The 21,492-nt window shown below is 65.4% G+C and carries 19 protein-coding genes; 10 read left to right on the top strand and 9 right to left on the bottom strand.

What is annotated here, in order from left to right; all coding sequences use genetic code 11:
- Positions 1–25 precede the first annotated feature (25 nt).
- From WHZ77_RS11165 to WHZ77_RS11145, 5 genes are all read right to left on the bottom strand, one after another.
- The gene (locus tag WHZ77_RS11165) at positions 26–1,909 is read right to left on the bottom strand and encodes a flagellar protein (protein WP_375313717.1); all 1,884 of its coding nucleotides are present in this window, start codon (positions 1,907–1,909) and stop codon (positions 26–28) included.
- Between the two features lie 20 nt (positions 1,910–1,929).
- The gene (flgK, locus tag WHZ77_RS11160; RefSeq protein WP_375313716.1) at positions 1,930–3,813 is read right to left on the bottom strand and encodes a flagellar hook-associated protein FlgK; all 1,884 of its coding nucleotides are present in this window, start codon (positions 3,811–3,813) and stop codon (positions 1,930–1,932) included.
- 36 nt (positions 3,814–3,849) lie between these two features.
- On the bottom strand, positions 3,850–6,102 hold the full coding sequence (locus tag WHZ77_RS11155) for a flagellar hook-basal body complex protein (protein WP_375313715.1): 2,253 nt from the start codon (positions 6,100–6,102) through the stop codon (positions 3,850–3,852).
- A gap of 189 nt (positions 6,103–6,291) precedes the next feature.
- On the bottom strand, positions 6,292–6,804 hold the full coding sequence (gene msrB / locus WHZ77_RS11150; protein WP_375313714.1) for a peptide-methionine (R)-S-oxide reductase MsrB: 513 nt from the start codon (positions 6,802–6,804) through the stop codon (positions 6,292–6,294).
- 88 nt (positions 6,805–6,892) lie between these two features.
- Positions 6,893–8,350, bottom strand: coding sequence for an NAD(P)/FAD-dependent oxidoreductase (locus WHZ77_RS11145; RefSeq protein ID WP_375313713.1), 1,458 nt, complete (start codon positions 8,348–8,350; stop codon positions 6,893–6,895).
- A 207-nt stretch (positions 8,351–8,557) separates the two neighbouring features.
- Between WHZ77_RS11145 and WHZ77_RS11140 the strand changes: the two genes are divergently transcribed.
- Entirely contained in the window at positions 8,558–9,088 is a 531-nt protein-coding gene (locus WHZ77_RS11140) for a histidine phosphatase family protein (protein WP_375313712.1), read from the top strand.
- Positions 9,089–9,163: 75 nt separating this feature from the next.
- Complete coding sequence (locus WHZ77_RS11135) at positions 9,164–9,589, top strand: universal stress protein (RefSeq protein WP_375313711.1); 426 nt, start codon at positions 9,164–9,166, stop codon at positions 9,587–9,589.
- A 717-nt stretch (positions 9,590–10,306) separates the two neighbouring features.
- Here WHZ77_RS11135 and WHZ77_RS11130 read toward each other — a convergent pair.
- On the bottom strand, positions 10,307–10,543 hold the full coding sequence (locus WHZ77_RS11130; RefSeq protein WP_375313710.1) for a DUF1127 domain-containing protein: 237 nt from the start codon (positions 10,541–10,543) through the stop codon (positions 10,307–10,309).
- Positions 10,544–10,732: 189 nt separating this feature from the next.
- On the opposite strand from WHZ77_RS11130, the gene WHZ77_RS11125 reads away from it, so the two are divergent.
- Complete coding sequence (locus WHZ77_RS11125) at positions 10,733–12,076, top strand: PLP-dependent aminotransferase family protein (RefSeq protein WP_143840804.1); 1,344 nt, start codon at positions 10,733–10,735, stop codon at positions 12,074–12,076.
- Positions 12,077–12,078: 2 nt separating this feature from the next.
- On the opposite strand, the gene WHZ77_RS11120 is transcribed toward WHZ77_RS11125, so the two are convergent.
- A complete protein-coding gene (locus WHZ77_RS11120; RefSeq protein WP_375314704.1) occupies positions 12,079–12,666 on the bottom strand; it encodes a hypothetical protein in 588 nt (195 codons plus the stop codon).
- A gap of 92 nt (positions 12,667–12,758) precedes the next feature.
- Here WHZ77_RS11120 and WHZ77_RS11115 point away from each other — a divergent pair, with 92 nt between their 5' ends.
- A complete protein-coding gene (locus tag WHZ77_RS11115; protein ID WP_015684924.1) occupies positions 12,759–13,193 on the top strand; it encodes a hypothetical protein in 435 nt (144 codons plus the stop codon).
- Between the two features lie 53 nt (positions 13,194–13,246).
- Here WHZ77_RS11115 and WHZ77_RS11110 read toward each other — a convergent pair whose 3' ends face one another.
- Complete coding sequence (locus tag WHZ77_RS11110; RefSeq protein WP_015684923.1) at positions 13,247–13,753, bottom strand: ferritin-like domain-containing protein; 507 nt, start codon at positions 13,751–13,753, stop codon at positions 13,247–13,249.
- Between the two features lie 425 nt (positions 13,754–14,178).
- On the opposite strand from WHZ77_RS11110, the gene WHZ77_RS11105 reads away from it, so the two are divergent.
- Positions 14,179–15,261, top strand: coding sequence for a YbhN family protein (locus WHZ77_RS11105; RefSeq protein ID WP_375313709.1), 1,083 nt, complete (start codon positions 14,179–14,181; stop codon positions 15,259–15,261).
- An 87-nt stretch (positions 15,262–15,348) separates the two neighbouring features.
- Positions 15,349–17,301, top strand: a complete 1,953-nt coding sequence (locus WHZ77_RS11100) for a hypothetical protein (RefSeq protein ID WP_375313708.1) — start codon at positions 15,349–15,351, stop codon at positions 17,299–17,301.
- Positions 17,302–17,338: 37 nt separating this feature from the next.
- Here the strand turns inward: WHZ77_RS11100 and WHZ77_RS11095 are convergent, their stop codons facing one another.
- The gene (locus tag WHZ77_RS11095; protein ID WP_375313707.1) at positions 17,339–17,578 is read right to left on the bottom strand and encodes a hypothetical protein; all 240 of its coding nucleotides are present in this window, start codon (positions 17,576–17,578) and stop codon (positions 17,339–17,341) included.
- A 280-nt stretch (positions 17,579–17,858) separates the two neighbouring features.
- Between WHZ77_RS11095 and WHZ77_RS11090 the strand changes: the two genes are divergently transcribed.
- From WHZ77_RS11090 to gudD, 4 genes are all read left to right on the top strand, one after another.
- Positions 17,859–18,008, top strand: a complete 150-nt coding sequence (locus tag WHZ77_RS11090; RefSeq protein ID WP_375314891.1) for a hypothetical protein — start codon at positions 17,859–17,861, stop codon at positions 18,006–18,008.
- 126 nt (positions 18,009–18,134) lie between these two features.
- The gene (locus WHZ77_RS11085; RefSeq protein WP_375313706.1) at positions 18,135–19,040 is read left to right on the top strand and encodes a LysR substrate-binding domain-containing protein; all 906 of its coding nucleotides are present in this window, start codon (positions 18,135–18,137) and stop codon (positions 19,038–19,040) included.
- Positions 19,041–19,163: 123 nt separating this feature from the next.
- Complete coding sequence (gene kdgD / locus WHZ77_RS11080) at positions 19,164–20,108, top strand: 5-dehydro-4-deoxyglucarate dehydratase (protein WP_375313705.1); 945 nt, start codon at positions 19,164–19,166, stop codon at positions 20,106–20,108.
- Positions 20,109–20,134: 26 nt separating this feature from the next.
- Positions 20,135–21,478, top strand: a complete 1,344-nt coding sequence (gudD, locus tag WHZ77_RS11075; protein ID WP_375313704.1) for a glucarate dehydratase — start codon at positions 20,135–20,137, stop codon at positions 21,476–21,478.
- Positions 21,479–21,492: the final 14 nt, after the last annotated feature.

The raw sequence follows: 21,492 nt of genomic DNA, 5'->3' as shown, positions 1-21,492 counted from the left end.
TGGTTAACGGCGCCTTAATGCCGCCTTACAGGAACTTGACGAGAGAGAGCTGCGAGAGGTTCGAGGTAACCTGGTAGGACGCCTGAAGCGCGTTCTGCAACGCCAGGATCTCGCTGGCGACTTGGTCCGGCGAAGCCGACTCCGCCTGGTCGATGATGGACTGGAGCTGCGCCTTGGCCTGGGTCTGGCGCGTGGAGGCGTCCTTCATCGTGCTCTGGGCCATCGCGATGTCGGTCTGGATGTCCTCGATACGCTGCTCGCCGGGCTGCTTCGTCAGCGCCTGGGTCGTGCGCAGGCTCAGCGCCGCGACCTGGCCGCCGGCATATTGTCCGGTCGGCGAGGTCGAGAACGTCCCGAACACGGCGACCGCCTGCATCTGCTTGCGGATCGCGTCCTCGTCGGCCTGCGCGCCATATTGCACCGTGATGGAATCGTCGACCCGCGCCACCGCGGTCGAGCGCGGCGAGCCGGGGCCGTCATTGCCGGTGTACCATTTCACGGTATTGGCCGAGCCGTTGACCAGCGTCGTCGCCGAGCTTGCCGGCGACGAGCCGACACGTAGCGGCGGCTGTGTGGCGGTGACCGGCATCGAGCCGAAACCGAGCGAACCCAGCGCACCGGTATTCGAGGTCGTGATGCTCAGGCTTGCCGCATCGTCCGTGTTGATCGTGATCGAGCCGCCATGGATCGTCGAAGGCTTCGAGGTGCCGGTGATCGCGTCGATCTTGCTCATCAGGGTCTGGATGCTGTCCCCGACATTGAGCTGGTTGCCGGTCGCACCGGAATTGACGAAGGACAGCGTGGTCCCGTTGACGGTGATGGTGTCGCCGGCGACGAAGCCGGGCGAGATCGAATCCGACGGGCTCGCTCCGGACAGTGCCGTCGCGGCCGTGATCGGCGCAGGCGTCGCCGCCTGGTTGTTGACGGACGCGCCGATCGCCGAGCTCGCGGTGTTGAAGAAATTGTCGCCCGCGGTGACGGCGGATGCCGCCACCAGCGAGGTGTTGGCGAGCTTCGTGATCGCGGTGTTCAGCGCCGTGTTGAGGTTCGCCGCGGTGTTGTTCGGGTTGACCGGGACGCTCGCGTCGATCGCAAAGCTGCCGAGCGGCGTCGGCGTCTTCGTCGATGCCGTCAGGTCGATCTGCTCGGTCGAGCCGTCCGGCAGCGTGAACTGGACGCTGAGCTTGTCGCCGTTGTTCGGGTTGACGCCGTTGAGGTCGACCGAAAACGACACCGGCGAGCCGCTCGGGCCGGTCACGGTCGCCCCCGTCAGGGTCGAGGACACCGCCGCGATCTTGAGCCCGAACGGCGATCCGGCCACATCTTCGGACACCTGCACCGAGCTCGGCGTCGGCTGCGTCTGCACCAGCCGGCCCATGCCGTTGGCGCCGAGGTCGGCGGCCTGACGCTCCGCCATCACGGTCTTCAGGCCCGCCTGCGTCGTGGTGCCGTTGATGATGTCGCCGGCATTGGCGACCGACTGCGTGTTGAACGCCGTCCCGGAGAACAGATAGCGGTTGCCCGACTGCGTGTTGAGGACGCCGACCATCGAGCCGAACTGCGCCGCGGCGGTGTTCTGCGCGACGGTCTGTCCGTTGACGTTGAGATCCTGCGCGGAGGTGGCCGACCCGGTCTGCACCGTGTTGCGGATCGTCGTCAGAGACTGCAGCGCCGTGTTGGCGAGGTTGATGTTGACGTTGACGTTGGTGATCGTGTCGGTATAGGCGGCGATGTTGGCGAGCTGCGAGCGCCCGGCGATCGCGAAGCCCTCGTTGGAGCCCATGCCGGAATAGTTCTGCGACAGCTTGCCGGTCGAGAGCTGCGTCGAAAGGTCGGTGAGCTGCTGGTTGATGTTGCGGATCTGCGAGCCGAGAATCGACGAAGAGTAATTGATGCTGCTGATCGACATGGTTCAGGGCCCTGTACTGGTTACACTTGCGCCTGGAGCAACGTATTCATCATGCTCTGCACCACCGACATGACGTGGGCGTTGGCGGCATAGGCATTCTGGAGCTGGATCAGGTTCGACATCTCCGAGTCGAGGTTGACGCTGGAGGTCGAGTTGAACTTCGCCTGAAGCGTCGAGACCACAACGCTCTGACCCTGCTGGAGCTGGGTCGCCTGCGTCGCGGCATTGCCCTGAACGCTCAGGAACTGCTGGAGGTAGTTCGAGACGCTGCCGGTGAAGGGCTGGTTCGCCGAGCCGAGCCCGGTCTGCGGCGAATAGGAGAACACCGCATTGGTCAGCTGCGAATAGAGATAGTCCGAGCGCGTGGTGTCGCCCGTGGGCGTCACCGGCGAGGTGCTGTAGACCGACAGCCTGGTTGGATCGGTGACCAGCTGCGTGTTCACGGCGATGCGCCCGGCAAGGCCCGTCATCTGCGAGCCCGACGCCGTGATCGCGCCGGTGTAGAGCGCCTGCCCGCCATCGGTGAACAGCGGCAGTTGCGGATTGCCCGAGGTCAGCGACGAGATCGTCTTGGTCACCGAGGATGAATTGACCTTGGCAAGGCCGGTGCTGTCGTCGGTGATACGCAGCGTCGTGGCCGTCGCCGGCGACGGGGCGGCGGAGAATGTCAGATGCGCGCCTGACAGCGCGGTGTTGAGCGCGGAGGCGATCGCGCCCATGCCGCCGTTGAAGTTCACGCCAATCTGCATCGGGTTGGCGTTGGTGGCGTTCTGGAGCGGCAGGGCGGCCGGGTCGGTCACGTTGACGAGCGTGATCTGGCGCTGGGTGTTGGTGGTCGTGTCGGTATAGCTGATGTTGACGGTGTTGCCCGGCTGCGCGCCGGCAAGATCGATGTCGAAACCGGCGGGCGGGCCGGAGACGGTGCTGCCGGCCGTGGTCTTGTCCGACAGCGCGCTCGACATCGTGCCGGCGAGCTGGTCGATCTGGTTCTGCGCCTGCACCAGCGTCTGGTCGCGCAGCTTCAAATCGGCCGCGATCTGTCCGGAGGACACCACGTTGTTGGCGACGACGTCGACCATCGAGCCGTTCGGAAGCTTGATGTTGAACGCGCCGACGCCGGACTTGGCCGGATCGATGTTGTATTGCGAGGTCGCCGTCAGGGCGCCGGCCGACGAGAACGAGAACTCCGAGGCGAGCCCCGCGCCGACGAGCTGGATGCCGGTGGTGGTGTAGATGTTGGCCTGGTTCGAACCGTCGGTGGTGACCCGGACGTCGACATATTTCGACAGCGTGTTGATGGCCTGGTCGCGCTGGTCCATCAGCGTCGCGGCGGACGGATCGTTTGACGAGAGGCCCTGGAGCTTGGTGTTGATGTCGGCGATCTGCTTCATCGCCAGATTGGCCTGCTGCGCCGAGTTGCCGAGGTCCTGCTCGACGTTGGAGCGCAGCGACTGGATGCCCTTGGTGGTGACGTTGAGCTGCTGCGCCAGCGTCTGCGCCGCGCCGACGGCAACCGTCTGTGCCGACGACGAGCCCGCGCTCGTCGACAGCGCCTGCAGCGCGGTGGTGAAATTGTTCAGCGCGGTTTCGAGCGTGCCGCTGTTGCCCGGCGTGCCATAGACATTCTGAAGCTGCTTCAGGATGCTGGCCATCTGGTCGGCATAGCCGCTGCCGCCGGTCTCGGTGCGCAGCTGGTTCAGCACATAAGTGTCGAGCTCCCGGCTGACGCCGGTCGTCATCACCGTCGAGCCGAAATCGCCGGTGGTGACCTCGATCTGGTTCGGCGTCTGGACGACGTAACCCGGCGTCTGCGAGTTGGCGACGTTCGACGAGACGATCGAGAGCGCGGCCTGGTTGGCACGCAGTCCGCTCATCGCACTGGCAAGGGCTGAACTCAAACCCATGTGTACTTACCCGCCTTTGGTTACGTCACGCGCCGGTCAGCGCAATACGTTGAGGAGGTCCTGCACCATCGAATTCGCCGTCGTGATCACCTTGGTGTTGGCCGAATAGGCCTGCTGGGTCACGATCAGCTTGGTGAACTCGTCGGCGATGTCGGTGTTCGAGCCTTCCAGCGAGGAGCCGCTGATGCTGCCCGAGGCGCCGTCGATGGCGGTTCCCGACTGTTCGGTCGCGGCGTAGGCGCCGCCGTCCATCGCCTTCAAATAGTTGGTGCCGTTGAAGTGCGACAGCGTCACCTGGGCGAGGTTGAGGTTCTGGCCGTTGGAGAACGTGCCGACCACGAGGCCGCTGTTGTTGACGGCGACCGAACGGAGCTGACCGGCGGCGTAGCCGTTCTGCGTGATGGTGTTGATGGTCACCGCGCCGCTGGTGCTGGCATATTGCGTCAGCCCGCCCGTGGAGATGTTGAAGGCGACCGAGCCGAGCGATTGACCGCTGACGGAGACGTTGTTGATGGTGATGCCCGAGCCGGTCGGCGAGGTCAGCGAGCCGTCGCTGCCAAAGGTGAAAGCCTGTCCGGTGTTGACCCAGCCGACCGTCGTGCCGGTCGCATTCGGATCGGTCTGGTAGAACATGTTCCAGGTGTCGGCATGCCCCGCGCCCAGCGAGGCACTGTCGGTCTTGGCCCAGCGCAGTTGCAGATTCACGGGCGTGCCGGCGGCGTTGTAGGCCGTGACTGCACCGCCGCTGATCGATTCCTTGGTGAAGGTCGAGATGTCGTTGCCGATCACGCCGCCGGTGCCGGCGGTGCCGCCGCCATTGCGGTTCTTGGTGATGGTCGAGGTGAAGCCGAGCGCGGCGAAGGCGGCGCTGTTGGAGCTGGACACCGACAGATTGGCAGCCGTGCCGGTGTTCAGCGTGATCACGCCGCCACTGCTGACCGACGATCCCGAGGCGCCGGCGAGAGCATCGATCTTGCCGAGCAGTGTCGTGATGTTGTCGGTGATGTTGATCTGGTTCGGGCCGGACGCGCCCGAGGCCATGAAGGTCAGCGTCTGGCCGTCGACCGTGATGGTGTCGCCGGCACCGAAGCCGGACGAAAGCACCTGGGCGCCGCCGGCCGTCGCGGAGCCGCTCAGCACCGTGGCGCCCGAGATCGCCGGCGAGGACAGGACGTTGCCGCCGCGCGTCACGCTGGTGATGCCAAGGGCCGTGGCTGCCGTGCCGCTGTTGACCGCCACGTCGGTGCCGGTGCCGCTCGAGATCACGATGTTGCCGCTGGCGCTCAGCGACGCCGTGACGCCAGCGCCGCCGGCGGTCTGAATCGCGCCCAGGATGTCGGCAACCGTTGCCGTCGTGCCCGCGCCGAGACCGATCGTGGTGTTGCTGCCGGCCGTCGTGACCGTGGTGCCGGCGTTGAAGGTGATCGTGTTGCCGTTGATCGTCAGCGTCTGGCCGCTCAGCGCGGTGAGGATGCTGGAGGCGAGATGCGTGCCCACGGAGTTGTCGAGGGACGTGGTGGTCGAGGCCACGGCCGAGGAGTTGTTCTGGAGTGCAGTCGTGCCCGTCGCGGTCGTCGACGAATAGGCCGAGCGGATATTGCCGGTGGCGGCCGCTCCGGACGCCGTTGCGTTGGTGTAGGGCGCGGGCGGCGTGCCCACCGGCAGCGGGTTGGCCGCGAAGTCAGATGGGTTCAGGCCACCTTCCGCCAGCAGCGTGCCGCTTGCCGCCGTCGTGCTCGCCGAGGTGTTCGGCTGGGTCGGCAGGTTCGCCGCGTACTGGATCGAGGTGGTCGCCTGCGCCGGGATGAAGTTGTTCTGGAATTTCAGCACCGTCGACACGCTGCCGGTCGGGTTGCCGGTCTTGGAGTCGACCGCAACGCCCATCAGATAGTAGCCGGCGCCGTTGACCAGATTGCCGTTGGCATTGAGCTGGAAGTCGCCGCGACGGGTGTAGTAGGTGACGCCGCTGAACACCGGCACGTTGTCGACGGTGCCGGTCGCCTTCTGGATCGAGAAGAAGCCGTCGCCGGTGATCGCCATGTTGGTGGCGACGCTGGAGCCCGAGATGGTGCCCTGCGTGGTGATGGTGGCCTTCGCATTGGCCGTCACGCCACCTGCGACCTGCTTGCTCGGCGTGGAGGAGTCGGGGATCAGATCGACGAAGCTGGTGCCGATGCCCTTGTAACCGGTGGTGGATGAGTTCGCGATGTTGCCGGAAATGTTCTGCAGCGCGTAGGACTGCGCCTGCAGGCCACCCACCGAGGTGTTCATTGCATCGAAGATACCCATAACTTTGTCTCCAAATCCGATCTCGGCAGCCGGTCGACGGGGCCGCAGTCGGAGGAGACATTCGCAAGGGCTATGCCAATGCAGGTCTTCTCATGAAATCAATGACTTAAATAGATGGACCCCGGTCAGATGACCGGGGCACAATTGCCGGGCCGGCAACAATTGCCGGGATCAAACCTCACCCAACGCTCACGTGGCGGATGCCGCAGCCGGGTGGAACACCAGCCCGAAACCGTCGATGCAATAGCGCAATCCGGTCGGCTTCGGACCGTCGTCGAAGACATGGCCGAGATGGCCGCCGCAGCGACGGCAATGCACCTCGGTGCGAAGCATGCCGTAGGTGCGGTCCTCGGTCTTGCCGACATTGCCCTCGATCGGCTGGTAGAAGCTCGGCCAGCCGGTGCCGCTCTCGAACTTGGTGTCGGACGCAAACAGCGCCAGGTCGCAGCCGGCGCAGGCGAAGACGCCCTTGCGGTGTTCCTTCAGCAGCGGGCTGGAGCCCGGCCGTTCGGTGCCCTCCTTACGGAGAATTTCATATTGCTGCGGCGTGAGCTGGGCGCGCCACTCGGCGTCCGTCTTCTCGATCTCGAATTTCTGCGCGGCCTTCTCGCCGGCCTCGGCAGGGGTTCCTCTCAGCCAGCGGAAGGCCGAAAGGCCGAATAGGCCGGCGACGGTCGTTAGCAGGATGCGGCGGTCAAACATCTCATTCTCCGTGCGCGGGGAGTCCCACGTCCTGAGATACGGGCTCTAACGGCCGACGTTACACTTCCGGGCGGAATTTTTCTCGGGTCTATTGCGAGACGCCGCCGTCGTGCGAGGCCGGTTCCACCTCCGCGGCCGCAGGTTTCGGCGGCGGGGCCAGTCGCGGCCGGACGCCGGGAGGCGGACGGCGCGGACCGGTTCCGGCAGCCCTGTTGGCTTCGGCCAGCCGCGCCTCGCGCTCGCGGTCCTTGATCCTGGCACGCTCGCGGTAGCGGGCGAGCGAGCCCGCGGCGGCGGAGCTCGCCCGGCCCCAGACCCCGACCAGCTGGCCCGCGACCCGCCCGGTCGCGCCCCCGGCCCAGACCAGCTCAAACGGCGAAAACAACTTCCAGCGCTCGTCGCCCAACAGGATGCTGCGCGCGATCAGCTGTCCGGCCATGGCCGAGGTGTTCATGCCCTGGCGGCCGAACCCGCTCGCCACCCACAGGCCTTTGCGCAACTGGCCGATCTGCGGCATGCCGTGCACGGTCTGGCCGGTGGCGCCGCCGAACATGTCGGTGATCTCGGCATGACCGAGCTCAGGGAAGATCGATCGGATCCGCCGCCTGACGCTGCCTGCAAAGCGCTGCGGCCGCGCCGCCCAGGTGGTCTCCGGGCTTTCCCACATCAGCCGGTCGCCGTCGACGATGCGGAAATGGTCGACGCCGTCGGAATCCATCACCGATCCCTTGAAGGCGATGATCTCGTGCAGACGCTCGCCGAGAGGCGCTGTGATGCCGGCATAGCGCCAGACCGGCAGCAGCGTCTCCGACAGACGCCTCAAGGGCGCGCCGAGGTGGATGTTGCCGGCCAGCACGATGTGCGTGGCGCGCAGCCGCGCCGAGGGCGTGACGATGCGCTTGCGGATGCCGGAATGATCGATGCTGACGACCGGCGTATCCTCGAAGATGCGGGCGCCTGCCCGCCGCGCCAGCGCCGCAAGGCCGTGCACGTATTTGCGGCCGTCGACCTGGAACGCCCGAGGATAGTAGACGCCGTGGAAGTAATGGTCGGTCTTGAGTGCCTCGCGGACGCGATCGACCTGCCAGCCCTCGACCTCGGTGTCGAAATCCTCGTGAAGCATCTGCAGCCGGCTGATCAGCCGGTCGCCGGCATCGACATTGGAGACCTCAAGCACCCCGTCGCTAGGCCCGATCCCCGGCATGTTCGCCTCGGTGGCGTTGGCCCGGACGAACTCGGCGCCCTCCTTCGACATCGCCCACAATTCGCGCGCGTCCTCAAAGCCGATGCGCTCGATCAGGTCGGTCAGCGGCAGCGCGAAGCCCGGCATCACGGTGCCGAGCTGGTTGCCGGAGGCGTTCCAGCCGATATGGCGGCCCTCCAGCACCGCGACGCTGGCCCCGAGCCGCGCCGCCTCCAGCGCGATCGAGAGCCCGGCGAGCCCGGCCCCGATCACGCAGATGTCGGCATCGAGATCGAACGACAGCCGCGTGCGGTCGCGAAAGCCGGCTTCTTCCTGGGCCACGCTTGTGAAAGTCTCGCTCATGTCGTTTTCTTAGAGCATGATCCGGAAAAGTGTGCAGCGGTTTTCCGAAAAGATCATGCTCCAAACGAAAAATTTAAGCGCGAAGAGGATTTGTCCTAATCTCGTCGCGCTTGAGAGGACCGTGCGGGCCGTTGTCACCTTGCCCTCGGCCGGCGCCTGTAGATGATCCATTTGGATATCCTGGACGTATAACGATTCGAGAATGCCATGCGCCGTTTGATGCTGCTGCGTCACGCCAAGACCGAGACCGACGCGCCGAGCGGCCGTGACCAGGATCGCCGCCTCGACGACCGCGGCCACAAGGACGCGGCCCGGATCGGCGACTGGATCGCCGCCCACCCCCCCTTCCCCGATGCGGTGCTGGTGTCGCACGCCGTCCGTGCAAGGCAGACCTGGGACGCGGCCTGGGAAACGATGAAGGACCGCGTCGCGGCGCCGCAGGTCGAGGTCCTGCCGGAACTCTACGGCGCCGATCCCGCACAGATCCTTGAATCCATTCGCACTGCAACCGCCCCGGCCAACCCGAAGCAATTGCTGCTGATCGCCCACAATCCCGGCATGCACGAGGCCGCCTTGATGCTGATGGGCAGCGGCGATCCGGCCGGCGCCAAGGCGCTGGCCGACAACCTGCCCACCGCGGGGCTTGCGATCTTCGACTTTGACGTCAAGGATTGGAGCGACGTGGCCTACCGCCGCGGCAAGCTGGTGCTGTTCGTGAGCCCAAAGCTACTTCGGTAACGCGAGGCCGCTTCGATCGGGTTGATCGCGCGACGTGCCGGCAGGACGTCCTGACCGGAAGATTTGGAGGCGCAGATGTTCAAGTCCATTCTCGTGCCCATCGACCTCGCCGACACCGACCTCGCCAAGCCTGCGATCGCGACCGCGGCAACGCTGTCGCAGACCTGGGGCGGCACGGTACGCCTGCTCAACGTGCTGCCGATGACGCCGGTGATGCTGGCGGAATACGTGCCGGCCGATTTCGACGAACAGCAGCGCCAGACCTCGGAGGAAGCGCTCGCCATCGTCGCGCGCGAATCCGGCATCGATGCCTCCCGCATCTCCAGCGTGGTGCGCCAGGGCGGCATCTATCACGAGATCCTCGAGGAAGCCGTGCACATGAAGGCCGATTTGATCGTGATGACCTCGCATCGGCCGGCGATGCGCACCTACTTCCTCGGGTCGAATGCGGGGCATGTGGTACGCTACGCTACGTGTTCGGTGCTGGTGGTGAGGCACTGAGCGTTACACCGGGCTCTGTTCGTAGCCCGGAAGCAGCGCAGCGAAATGCGGGCTACAAGCACTTGAGTGCCCGTCGGGCAAAACACCCAAGCTGCCGGTCAATGGCCGCCGTCGAAAATATTCCACTTTATCGAAATTCGGAAACAGCGTATTTGTCGCTCACTCCGGCCCAAGGAAGAGGGGCGTATCGCGATCGTCACGAACGCGGGCCGGACGGCGGTGGACGTGAGTTACATCGGCGCGAAAGGCATCGCAGGGCGGGCAACCGTGAGCGAAAGCGGCGCGCACACGACCGGTGTGATCTGCGTACGGCAAAATCGTGTGGTCCTGGCGCCCGCAGGCTGGCGTCAAGCGTTGCGGTGATGTGGCGGCCCGACCGGGCGCGTGCATCAGCCATCCGCAAGGCGACGGGGGCAATAGTGCATCGCTCCCCGGGGAGAGTACGACATAAGCCGTAAAACCACTGCGCAGGGAAGGCCGGGCTGTCCTGGCTACACCTGTATGCCGCTGTGCAGATTTCTCACTGCAACTTCGCACAGTGGACCGCGGGTGCCAGCCGGCGCCCGGTCTTCCCTGCGCCCTCTTTCACGAGGGTGAGGCGGCGAAGCAAAAGCTCGGGCAAAATGCGCCGCGAGGCCGCGAAGCTGTGTCTGCAATGACGATGCGGGGACGGTACACGTCACCACGCCCGGCCCCGCCGGGCGTCGCGACAGTCGCTTACAGATACCGCGTCAGCTCGGCCTTGAACTGGCCGTACACCGCGTCCTCGATCTGGCTGCGGTTGATCCCGATGTCGCGCAGGGCGCGGTCATCGAGCTCGTTCAGCGTCTTGACCGCCGTGCGGTGCTCCAGACGATCGAACAGGGCATAGGCGGCGTTGACGAGCGTGCTGAAAAATCCGCTCGACGAGGCTGGGCGCAGACTCCGCCCGGCAGTTTGGGAAATCGTGGTCATGTCATGTTTCTTCTCCGGCCTGTGGTCTACGCGGCGAAGCGGATGCCGTTGGCGCAGACGCCTGAGCGTTTGCACCTCATTTGCCATCGGATTGCTCTCGCTCTCCTCGGCACAATCGCGGACCTTGATGGAACTTAAATGCTCCAGTACATTGCTCGGAGCAAGAAAAACATTGCTCTCGGTGCAATAATGTCCAAGTTCGAGTACGTGAAGCTTGCCGATGCTATTGCCTCGGATATTTCTAACGGCACGTTAAGGCCGGGCGACCGGCTGCCGCCGCAGCGCAATTTTGCCTATGACCGTGGCATTGCAGTCTCGACCGCGAGCCGTGTTTATACGGAGTTGCTCCGCCGCGGCCTCGTCGTCGGCGAGGTCGGCCGCGGCACCTTCATCTCCGGCGACATCAGACGCGAGGTCGAGGCTCTGAGCGAGCCGCGCGACGCGCGGATCGACTTCGAGGTCAATTACCCGCTGCTGCCGCAACAATGGGCGATGATCGCCAAGAGCCTTGCCGGGCTTGAGCGCGTCGACGCGCTCGAATCCGCGCTGCGCGTCTCGACCAGCACCGGCACCAAGAGCGCGCGCAATGCGGCCGCCGCCTATCTCGCGCGCAAGGATTTTGCGCCGCAGGCCGAGCAGATCGTATTCACCGCCAACGGCAAGCAATCGCTCGCGGCCGCGCTCGCGGCACTCGTCCCCACCGGCGGCCGCTGCGGCGTCGAGGCGCTGACCTACCCCTACGTCAAGAGCATCGCGGCGCGGCTGGGCGTGACGCTCGTTCCGATTCCGATGGACGAATTCGGCGCGCGCCCCGATGCGATCCAGAAGGCGCATCGCGAAGCGCATCTGTCGGCGCTGTATCTGCAGCCGATCATCCAGAACCCGCTCGGCGTCACCATGAATGCGACGCGGCGCGCCGACATCATGCGCGTCGCCGAGAAGCTCAATCTCACCATCATCGAGGACGCCGTCTACGGCTTCCTCGCCGACGACACGCCGCTGGCGGCGCTCGGGCCCGACCGCTGCATCGTGATCGACAGCCTGTCCAAGAAGGTCGCGCCCGGACTTGCGCTCGGCATCATGGTCGCACCGCCACATCTGCGTGAGAGCGTGATGGGCGCGGTCCGCACCGGCGGCTGGATCGCCTCGGGCCACGCGCTTGCGTCCGGGCAGCGGCTGATGGCTGACGGCACCGTCGCCGAGCTGACGCGGCTGAAGCGGATCGACGCCACGCGCCGCCAGCACACCGCGGCACGGCTGCTCGCCGGCTACCAGCTCGCGGCCGATCCGCGCTCCTATCATCTGTGGCTGACGCTGCCGCCGCACTGGCGCTCGCAGACCTTCGTCGCCGCGGCCGCCCGGCGCGGCATTGCACTGACGCCGTCCTCGACCTTCGCCATCGCGCATGGACACGCGCCGAACGCAGTGCGGCTCGCGCTCGCCCCGCCCTCGCCCGAGCAACTCGATTCCGGCCTGCGCACGCTCGTCTCGCTGCTTGGCACCAAGGAAGAGGATTTCGACTCGACGGAGTAGCGCTAAGGCAGCAAGGCCTTCGGCACGCGATCGAAGCTGTAGCTTTGCGGCTGGTTGCGCCGGACGAAGCCGCCGACCTGCCAGATGAACAGCGCGGCAAAGCCGAGGATGAACAGCGCGCCGGCGAACTCGCCGATCATGAGCGCGCGGATCAGCAGCCCCGTCATCGCCACCGCCAGCACGGCCAGGAACGCCAGCACCGCGGCGTAGGTGTTGCGGCCGAGGCCTGCCGTGAGTGTCGCACGGCTGCCGGCCTTCGCCATCCGCGCGTGCAGGGCGACGATGAAATCGCGAAATCCATTGTCCTGCGGCGCCACCAGGGCCGGGGTCTGCCAGCTCGTCGACAGGATCCTGATGCGGCCGCCACCGGCATGGCTGACATCTGCGCGAAAGCGGTGCTGCTGCATCGACACCGGGCGGAACGACAACCGGATCGCGCTGATCTCGTCATAGCGCCACAGACCGGAGCGGCCGGAGATGTGCCAGGACAGCCCCTCGTCCGTCAGCTCGAAGCGATGCGCCGAGCCGATCAGCGACGCCTTGTAGGCGTAGCTCTCACCCGAAGGCACCTCAGCTTCCGACACCTGCATCTCGACGATCAATCCCCTGCGCGCAATCCCGTACCGCAATCCCGTCCGCGATCCGCTTGCACGATCGCCCTCGCCCATCCTACAAGCGGGACATGGCTGAGACGACCTTTTTTCCGAGACGCCTGATTCTCGGCGCCGCCGTGATCTCCGGCGTGCTGCTCGCGCTCGCGGTGCACATGCTGGGCGCGCGCTACGGCCTCGACCTCGGCGGCCTCTGGCATTCCGATACGCATGAGTTCATTCCCGCGGGCGCGGCGATCGCCTGGTGGCTGATCGCCACGGTCGGTTTTTCCGGCGGCTATTTCACCGCGACGTTGATGCAGAGCGCCGCCGACGGCCAGATCCCGCAGCGCATGCGGCAGTTTCTGATCGCGGTCGGCGTGCTCCTGCTCGCGGGTGCGGGCCAGGTGGCTTCGGCGCCAAGCCCGATCCCGACCGTCTCGGGCGTGCTCGCCGGGCTGGCCGCGCTCTGCCTTGGCGCGGTGATGGCGTTCTGCGGCGCGCATTTCGCGCTACGCCGCGGCTGAACGCGAAAACGCCGCGCGAAGAACCGCGCGGCGTTTCAGGCAGCAGCTTCGCGTTAGCTGGCGGCGCGCAGATTCACCTTGCTCTCGGCAAGCGTGGTGAGTTTTTTGTCAGTCGCCTTCTCCTCCTCGAGCGTCTTGGCGAGCACGGCCGCGCAATCGGTGCGGCCAAGCTGCTTGGCCCAGGCGATCAGACTCCCGTAACGGACGATCTCGTAATGCTCCGCTGCCTGCGCCGCGTTGATCAGCGCCGCGTCGAGCACCGCCTTGTCGGCGACTTCGCCGGCGGTCTCCTCGGCTTCCTCGATAATGCCGTCGATCGCCGGGCAGTCCACCGCCTTCACTTGCGTCCCGTGCATCTTGAACACTTCCTCGAGGCGCTTGACGTGCTGCTTGGTTTCCTCGAGGTGCGTCAAAAAGCCCTGCTTCAGCTGCGGATCGGTGGCCTTGTCCGCCATTTTCGGCAACGCCTTGGTGAGCTGCTGTTCGGCGTAGTAGATGTCCTGCAACTGGTGCACGAACAAATCGTCCATAGTCTTGATGTCCTTGGTGAACAGTCCCATCGTTCCGATCCTCTCGGGTTTCGGGAACATGACGGCACCGGCTCACAAGAAAAGCCGCCTATTCCGCCATGTTCGATTGCTGATGAGGCGCTAACCAGCGCACGGCACCGACGTTCCTAAAAGTCCGCAAGCTCTTGCGCTGGAACAATGTCGGTGATGGTCGGATTTGCGATCATGGTAACTTACGGACGCACGGTCGGCCCGCGGCCGCGCGACTCATATGCTTAACGCGCCGGATGTGAACCACATATGACAAAAGCGGTCGCCGAACGCAGAACCTATCCTTGTCAAGGGCTGCACAAGTCGCTGTTTTTGCCTTAAATGAGCTACATCATGCCTAGCGATCGACGCCCAGTTCGGGCACTGATCGTACCCGACCGGCCAATGTCTGGCCCGGTCGGTCTTGCCCCCTGCCGGGAGGATGAATGCACGGACTGCTGCCCGCGCTGAAACGCGGCTTCAAGAGATGGATCGGCTGGCGACGGCTCGGCATTGCCGCAAGCGTCTTCATCATCGCCTTCGCGGTCACCACGCTGGTGCGCACCCTCAAGGGGATCGATACCGGCGTCATCCTGACCGCGCTGACCGAAATTCCCCGCGCCAATATCGGGCTGGCGGCGATCTGCGTCGTCTTCGCGTTCTGTACGCTGACCTTCTACGACTTTTTTGCGCTGCGAACGATCGGCAAGAAGCACGTGCCCTATCGCATCGCAGCACTTTCCAGCTTCACATCCTATTCGATCGGCCACAACATCGGAGCCACCGTGTTTACCGGCGGCGCGATCCGCTTCCGGATCTATTCGGATTACGGGCTGAACGCGATCGACGTTGCCAAGATCTGCTTCCTGTCCGGCCTGACCTTCTGGCTCGGTAACATCTTCGTGCTCTCGATCGGCATGGCCATCCATCCGGATGCCGCCACCTACATGGATCAGCTGCCGTCGTCGATCAACCGGCTGATCGCGTTTGGCGGTCTTGCCTCGATCGCCGCCTATCTGGTCTGGCTGTGCATGGGGGAGAAGCGCCGTGAGCTCGGCCAGAAGGGCTGGAAGGTGGTGCTGCCGTCGGCGCCGCTGACGCTGGTGCAGATCCTGATCGGCGTGGTCGATCTCGGCTTCTGCGCGCTGGCGATGTACCTGCTTGTGCCGGCCAATCCGCACATCGATTTCCTGTCGCTCTCCGTCGTGTTCATCCTGGCGACGCTGCTCGGCTTTGCCAGCCACGCCCCGGGCTCGCTCGGCGTGTTCGACGCCGCCATGCTGGTGGCGCTGCCCGAATTCGGCCGCGAGCAGCTGCTGGCGACCTTGCTGGTCTTCCGCATCCTCTATTTCGTGATCCCGTTCGGTCTCGCCATCTCCATCATGGGCGCGCGCGAGCTCTGGATGAACGTGGTCGAGCCCTGGCAGGAGCGACGGCGGCTGGCGGAGGCCTGCGCTCAGGCCAACCTGCCCAAGCAGGTGGCAGCGATGGAGCGCGAGCGGTCGCTGCGGCAGGCCAGCAAGCGTTAAGAGGCTGGACGGTCCAAACAAGGGTTGCAGGCGGCGGAGCAATCCTCTCTTATTTCCGCCTCAACTTTGCCGTTGAACACGCGGGCCATGATCCCTTATTCCCTTCGTACCCTCTCCGTAGGCGCTCAGCTGCTTGTCGGAATCCTGACGTCTTTGCCGCTCCAGCACGCCGCCGCGCAGGACGCCGGCGCCATGCAGATCAATTGGGAGGTGCGCAACCGCTTTCGCCTCTTTCGCGAAGAGCGCGACTTCCTGCTCCACGTCGAGAACGCGCGTAACCGCAGCATTCTCGCCGCCGAGCAGTCGCTGGAGCTGCAGAGCGAGGGCCGCGGCTGGGCCCGCAACATGGTCAACCGGCTCTGCATCGACCTGCAGGGCCGCGTCAACCAGCCCTGCACCCGCGACAACGTCAAAGAGAACTACATCACCCCGATCGACCATCCCGTCACGGTGCGCCTGACCGGCGCGGTACCGGTCGGTGCCACCTGCGCCTGGTCGTTCGACGATGGCGAAGGGCCACAACAATCGACCTTCGACTGCGCCGAGCCGATCAATCTGCGGGTCCGCTACGGCAAGCAGACGGTCGCGAGCGTGGACGTCTCCTCCGGCTCCGACCCGACACAGCGCGTCCAGACCGAGATCCAGGTTCGCGACATCTTCGTTGCCGGGCTCGGGGACAGCATCGCCTCGGGCGAAGGCAATCCGGACCGGCCGCTGGCGCTGTCGGACGAAGGCTTCTGCTTCCGCTCCTATCTCGGCACCGCCGGTGCGCAGTACTACCGGCCGAGCCGCGCCGGCTACAAGGGCGGCCGCGCCTGCGAGGCACCCGATACGCTCGCCAACTGGCAGCGCTATGGCGCGCTTTGGTTCAACTCGCCCTGCCACCGTTCGCTCTACAGCTACCAGGCCCGCACGGCGCTCGCGCTCGCGGTCCGCTACACCCACATCGCGGTGACCTTCCTGCCGCTCGCCTGCACCGGCGCCAGCATCAGTGATGGTCTGCTCGGTTCGCAGCGTGCCCGCGAATGCCCGCCCGGCAAAACCGGCGTCTGCAACACCAGTGTGAACGCGCAGGTCGCCGAGCTGCGCGAAGCGCTCACCGCCGCGAAGAAGCGCCAGCCCGACCGCAACCTCGACCTCGTGCTGCTTTCGGTCGGCGCCAACGATGTCTATTTCTCCGGCCTCGTCGCCGACGTCATCGTCGAGACCGCGACCGAACGCGCTATTTTCCGCCGCTCCGGCGTGATGGCGAGCGTCGACGATTCCCGCGATGCGCTCGCGCGCGAACTGCCGCAGAATTTCGTCAAGCTGCGCGAGGCGCTGAAACCGCTGGTCGGCGGCGAACTCTCGCACGTGGTCTATGTCTCCTACGCCAATCCCGCGCTCGCCGACGGCGGCGTGCCCTGCCGCGGCGGCCGCGCCGGCTTCGACATCCATCCGTCCTTCAACGCCGACCCCCAGCGTATCGCCCGCGTCTCGACTTTCGTCGACACCGAGTTCCTGCCGCAGTTGAAGGGCCTCGCCACCTGCACGCGCGGCGCGCTGTGCCGCGATCCCGAAGCCGACCGCATGACCTTCGTGGATTCGCATCAGGCCGCGTTCGCCGATCACGGCTTCTGCGCCCATGCCGGCAACGATCCCGAATTCGACCGCACTTGCTTTGCCGAGAACGGCCAGAGCTTCAATCCGGATATCGTCAGCGCGGCGAGCCAGCCGATGCTGTGCGGTCGCGGCGCCTCCGAATATCGCGCCTACCTGCCCCGCGCCCGCTGGATCCGCGACGCCAATGACAGTTACTTTGCCGCGATGACCTATCCGCAAGGGCTGCCGGCGGCGAGCCAGCCGACCGACATTCACGACGCCACCTGGGGCGTGCTGTCAGCAGTCTATGGCGGCGCCGTGCATCCGAGCGCCGAGGGCCACGCCGCAATGGCGGATGCCACGCTGCCGGCCGCGAGCGCGATACTTGGGTTAGACGCCGTGCCGCCGGGCGTAACACGCAGCCTGCTCGCGCCGCTGCTGCCGGGCGCGCAGCAGTAACGGCAGGCAACGTTGCTTCGACGTTAAAGCTGGGGGTTCAGCCGGAAATGAAATCGTGGTCGACGCCCCGGCTGCGCCAGTAACGCATCTGCAACCGCGGCGCGATTTCCCAAGCGATCGCGACCGAGGCAATTGCGCTCAGCACGATCATGACCGGAATGTAAAACGAGGCATTATCACGGAGGGGACTGAGCAGAATCCCCAGCATGCCTGCACCGAACAGCACAGCCTGCGCCATCATGAACACCATGGCCGAGATTTGAAGACGAGCGGGCATTTCAATCTCCGTAGCTGTTTCGACTTGAGGTAAATCCGCCGGGCGCAGAGATGTTCCCAAGCGCGGCAAAGCTGACCTCCGTCACCGTCCAGCGACCGCCGCGACGCGACGAAATGCGGCACAGACAGCGGTGGCACCGCCGCACCACAACGCACCTAGCGCTCTGCCCCATCGATCCAAAAACGGCATCAATCGATACTCCCTTCAACTTTGACACTTTGCCGCGTGCGCCTCTAGGAGTCGCGGTGAGGCAACAGTTCGAGTTCTAGGGAGGCGCCTGATGAGCGCAGTTGTGTCCGTAGCGGACGTGGCGAGCGGCTCCTTCAACGGCGCGCTCGTCTTCGTCGGCGCCAACGCGCTGGCGGCCGCATTCGCCTATCTCGTGGTGGTCGGCAAGATCGAGCGGGTGGTGCTCAAACGTTCCTCCTGAGCGTTCCGAGCGATCGGAGCAGGACAGGCAACTCAACGGCGGCCGAAAAAGCCGCCGTCTTTGTTTTGGGGATGATTGATGCTAGAAGCGCCGAGGAAACGCCTTATCCATTTAAGGCATGTATCGATGTTCGACCTCAACCAGCTTCGCTGTTTCGTCACTGTGGCCGAAGAACTGCATTTCGGCCGCGCCGCCGCGCGGCTGAACATGACGCAGCCGCCGCTGTCGCGGCAGATCCAGGTGCTCGAGCACATCATCGATGCGCCGCTGCTGGAGCGGACCAGCCGCTCGGTGCGGCTGACGCCGGCCGGGCGCAGCTTCCTGCCGGAAGCACGCCGGATCCTGAAGCTTGCGGAGAGCGCTTCGCAGGTCGCCCGCCGCATCGCGCTCGGCAAGACCGGCTCGTTGAAGATCGGCTTTACGGCGGCCGCCGCCTACGGCTTCCTCCCGGAGTTGGTCGCGGCTTGCCGCGCCAAGCTGCCGGAGGTGGATTTTTCGCTGAAGGAGATGGTCTCGGGCGACCAGTTCGAGGCGCTCAGTTCCGGTCAAATCGACGCGGGCCTGCTCCGCCCGCCGATCGCGCGCCCCGAAGTGGCCAGCCGCCGCGTCGTCGCCGAACCCCTGCTCGCCGCGATCCCGAAGAAGCATCCCCTTGCGACCGCCGAAAGCATCACCATGAAGGATTTCGACGACCAGCCCTTCGTGATGTATTCGCCTTACGAGAGCCGCTACTTCCACGATCTGCTGGTGGCGCTGTTCACCCGCGCCGACGTGTTGCCGCGCTACGTTCAGCATCTCAGCCAGATCCACTCGATCCTCGCCATGGTCCGCGCCGGCCTCGGCCTTGCCATCGTGCCGGCCGCGGCTGCCGGGCTGAAGATCTCCGACGTCCGCCTGCGTCCCCTGAAGCTGCGCACGCGCCTTCCGGTGGAGCTGTTCATGGTCTGGCGCCGCGACGACGAGAATCCGCTGCTGTCGGCACTGGTCAAAATCGCCGGTGAATTGTCCTCCGCGGACCCGATGGAAGATTGATGCTGATTTCGCATTGGTCGATATAGGCTTTGGCTTGGACGCGCATCGAACGGTCTCCTAAACCACGGCGCATGGACGCGCAGGCTTGCGTCCTCCACAACACCGGACAAGGGAGCCGCGCCCATGAGCAAGATGACCCCGCAGGAAATGGCCCAGAAGATCGGATCGGGCCTCCTGTCCTTCCCCGTCACACCATTCAAAGCGGACTATTCCTTCGACGAGGCGACCTACCGCGCCAACATGGACTGGCTGTGCGGCTATGATGTTGCAGGTCTGTTCGCCGCCGGCGGCACCGGTGAGTTCTTCTCGCTGACGGCGACCGAAGTGCCGGAGATCGTCAAGATCGCCGTGGACGAGACCAAAGGCCGCGTGCCCGTGCTCGCCGGCACCGGCTACGGCACCGCAACCGCCAGCGAGATCGCTGTTGGCGCAGAGAAGGCCGGCGCCGACGGCCTGCTGCTGCTGCCGCCCTATCTCACCCATTCGGAGCAGGACGGCCTTGCCGCCCATGTCGAGGCTGTCTGCGCCTCCGTGAAGATCGGCGTCATCGTCTACAACCGCGACAACGCCATCCTCCAGCCCGACACGCTCGCTCGCCTCGCCGAGCGCTGCCCGAACCTCGTCGGCTACAAGGACGGCATCGGCGACATCGAGCTGATGACCCGCGTCTACACCAAGCTCGGCGACCGCCTGACCTATATCGGCGGCCTGCCGACCGCGGAGACCTTCGCGCTACCATATCTCGACATGGGCGTGACGACCTACTCCTCGGCCGTGTTCAACTTCGTTCCGGAATTCGCCACCAACTTCTACGCCGCGGTGCGCAGGCGCGACCATACGACCATCCACGCCGGGCTGAAGGACTTCATCCTGCCGCTGATCGCGATCCGCAACCGCAAGAAGGGTTATGCGGTTTCGATCATCAAGGCCGGTATGAAGGTGATCGGCCGCGATTCCGGCCCGGTCCGCCCGCCGCTGACCGATCTCACCGAGCAGGAGATCGCCGAGCTGGCCGCGCTGGTGAAGAATCTGCCCGCCATTCGATCGTCACAACAAGCTGCAGAATAACAGACGACAACAGCGAGGAGCGTGCGATGGCCGAAACCGACATTTCTGGTGCACCGGTCGTTACGTCGATGCAGGTGATCCCGGTCGCCGGCCGTGACAGCATGCTCCTCAACCTCAGCGGCGCGCATGCGCCGTTCTTCACCCGCAACATCGTCATCCTCACCGACAATGCCGGCCACACCGGCGTCGGCGAGGTGCCGGGGGGCGAGAAGATCCGGCAGACGCTCCAGGACGCCCGAGATCTCGTGATCGGCAAGACCGTCGGCGCGATGAACAACATCCTCGCCGACGTACGCACCGCCTTCGCCGACCGTGATGCCGGCGGCCGCGGCAAGCAGACGTTCGACCTGCGCGTGACGATCCACGCGGTCACGGCGATCGAATCCGCGCTGCTCGACCTGCTCGGCCAGCATCTCAATCTGCCCGTTGCCGCCCTGCTCGGCGAAGGCCAGCAGCGCAACAGCGTCGAGACGCTCGGCTATCTCTTCTTCGTCGGCGACCGCCGGAAGAGCAAGCTCGACTACGTCAAGGGCGAGACCGGCAAGGCGGAATGGTTCAACCTCCGCCATCAGGAGGCGATGACGCCGGAGACCGTGGTGCGGCTCGCGGAAGCCACCCATGACCACTACGGCTTCGCCGATTTCAAGCTCAAGGGCGGCGTCTTGCGCGGCGAGCAGGAGATCGAGGCCGTCACCGCGATCGCCAAGCGCTTTCCGAACGCGCGCGTCACGCTGGACCCGAACGGTGCCTGGTCGCTGGATGAGGCGATCCGGCTCTGCAAGGACATGCACGGCATCCTCGCCTATGCCGAGGACCCCTGCGGCGCCGAGGCCGGCTTCTCCGGCCGCGAGATCATGGCCGAGTTTCGCCGCGCAACTAGCCTGCCGACCGCCACCAACATGATCGCGACCGACTGGCGCCAGCTCTCCCATGCGCTGCGCTTGGGTGCGGTAGACATTCCGCTCGCCGATCCCCACTTCTGGACCATGCAGGGCTCGGTGCGCGTCGCCCAGACCTGCCGTGACAACGGCCTGACCTGGGGCTCGCACTCCAACAACCATTTTGACATTTCACTCGCGATGTTCACCCATGTCGGTGCCGCCGCCCCCGGCAAGGTCACGGCGATCGACACCCACTGGATCTGGCAGGACGGCCAGGCGCTGACGAAAGAGCCGCTTCGGATCAGGGGCGGCAAGATCGCGGTGCCGGAACGTCCGGGCCTCGGCATCGAGATCGACCGCGCGGCCGTCGAGGCCGCCCATGAGCTCTACAAACAGCATGGACTTGGCGCCCGTGATGACGCTATTGCCATGCAGGACTTGATCCCCGGCTGGACGTTTGACGACAAACGTCCCTGCCTCGTGCGCTAAGAAACTCTGGAGGA

Source organism: Bradyrhizobium sp. A5 (assembly GCF_042076515.1).
Taxonomy (GTDB): domain Bacteria; phylum Pseudomonadota; class Alphaproteobacteria; order Rhizobiales; family Xanthobacteraceae; genus Bradyrhizobium; species Bradyrhizobium cosmicum.
Note: the sequence above shows the minus strand (reverse complement) of the source record. Positions and strands in the feature narration are given on the sequence as shown.

Excerpts from the sequence above, each read along its gene's own strand:
- WHZ77_RS11165 (WP_375313717.1), bottom strand. The coding sequence starts at position 1,909 with ATGTCGATCAGCAGCATCAATTACTCTTCGTCGATTCTCGGCTCGCAG.
- flgK (WP_375313716.1), bottom strand. The coding sequence starts at position 3,813 with ATGGGTTTGAGTTCAGCCCTTGCCAGTGCGATGAGCGGACTGCGTGCC.
- WHZ77_RS11155 (WP_375313715.1), bottom strand. The coding sequence starts at position 6,102 with ATGGGTATCTTCGATGCAATGAACACCTCGGTGGGTGGCCTGCAGGCG.
- msrB (WP_375313714.1), bottom strand. The coding sequence starts at position 6,804 with ATGTTTGACCGCCGCATCCTGCTAACGACCGTCGCCGGCCTATTCGGC.
- WHZ77_RS11145 (WP_375313713.1), bottom strand. The coding sequence starts at position 8,350 with ATGAGCGAGACTTTCACAAGCGTGGCCCAGGAAGAAGCCGGCTTTCGC.
- WHZ77_RS11140 (WP_375313712.1), top strand. The coding sequence starts at position 8,558 with ATGCGCCGTTTGATGCTGCTGCGTCACGCCAAGACCGAGACCGACGCG.
- WHZ77_RS11135 (WP_375313711.1), top strand. The coding sequence starts at position 9,164 with ATGTTCAAGTCCATTCTCGTGCCCATCGACCTCGCCGACACCGACCTC.
- WHZ77_RS11130 (WP_375313710.1), bottom strand. The coding sequence starts at position 10,543 with ATGACCACGATTTCCCAAACTGCCGGGCGGAGTCTGCGCCCAGCCTCG.
- WHZ77_RS11125 (WP_143840804.1), top strand. The coding sequence starts at position 10,733 with ATGTCCAAGTTCGAGTACGTGAAGCTTGCCGATGCTATTGCCTCGGAT.
- WHZ77_RS11120 (WP_375314704.1), bottom strand. The coding sequence starts at position 12,666 with ATGCAGGTGTCGGAAGCTGAGGTGCCTTCGGGTGAGAGCTACGCCTAC.
- WHZ77_RS11115 (WP_015684924.1), top strand. The coding sequence starts at position 12,759 with ATGGCTGAGACGACCTTTTTTCCGAGACGCCTGATTCTCGGCGCCGCC.
- WHZ77_RS11110 (WP_015684923.1), bottom strand. The coding sequence starts at position 13,753 with ATGGGACTGTTCACCAAGGACATCAAGACTATGGACGATTTGTTCGTG.
- WHZ77_RS11105 (WP_375313709.1), top strand. The coding sequence starts at position 14,179 with ATGCACGGACTGCTGCCCGCGCTGAAACGCGGCTTCAAGAGATGGATC.
- WHZ77_RS11100 (WP_375313708.1), top strand. The coding sequence starts at position 15,349 with ATGATCCCTTATTCCCTTCGTACCCTCTCCGTAGGCGCTCAGCTGCTT.
- WHZ77_RS11095 (WP_375313707.1), bottom strand. The coding sequence starts at position 17,578 with ATGCCCGCTCGTCTTCAAATCTCGGCCATGGTGTTCATGATGGCGCAG.
- WHZ77_RS11090 (WP_375314891.1), top strand. The coding sequence starts at position 17,859 with ATGAGCGCAGTTGTGTCCGTAGCGGACGTGGCGAGCGGCTCCTTCAAC.
- WHZ77_RS11085 (WP_375313706.1), top strand. The coding sequence starts at position 18,135 with ATGTTCGACCTCAACCAGCTTCGCTGTTTCGTCACTGTGGCCGAAGAA.
- kdgD (WP_375313705.1), top strand. The coding sequence starts at position 19,164 with ATGAGCAAGATGACCCCGCAGGAAATGGCCCAGAAGATCGGATCGGGC.
- gudD (WP_375313704.1), top strand. The coding sequence starts at position 20,135 with ATGGCCGAAACCGACATTTCTGGTGCACCGGTCGTTACGTCGATGCAG.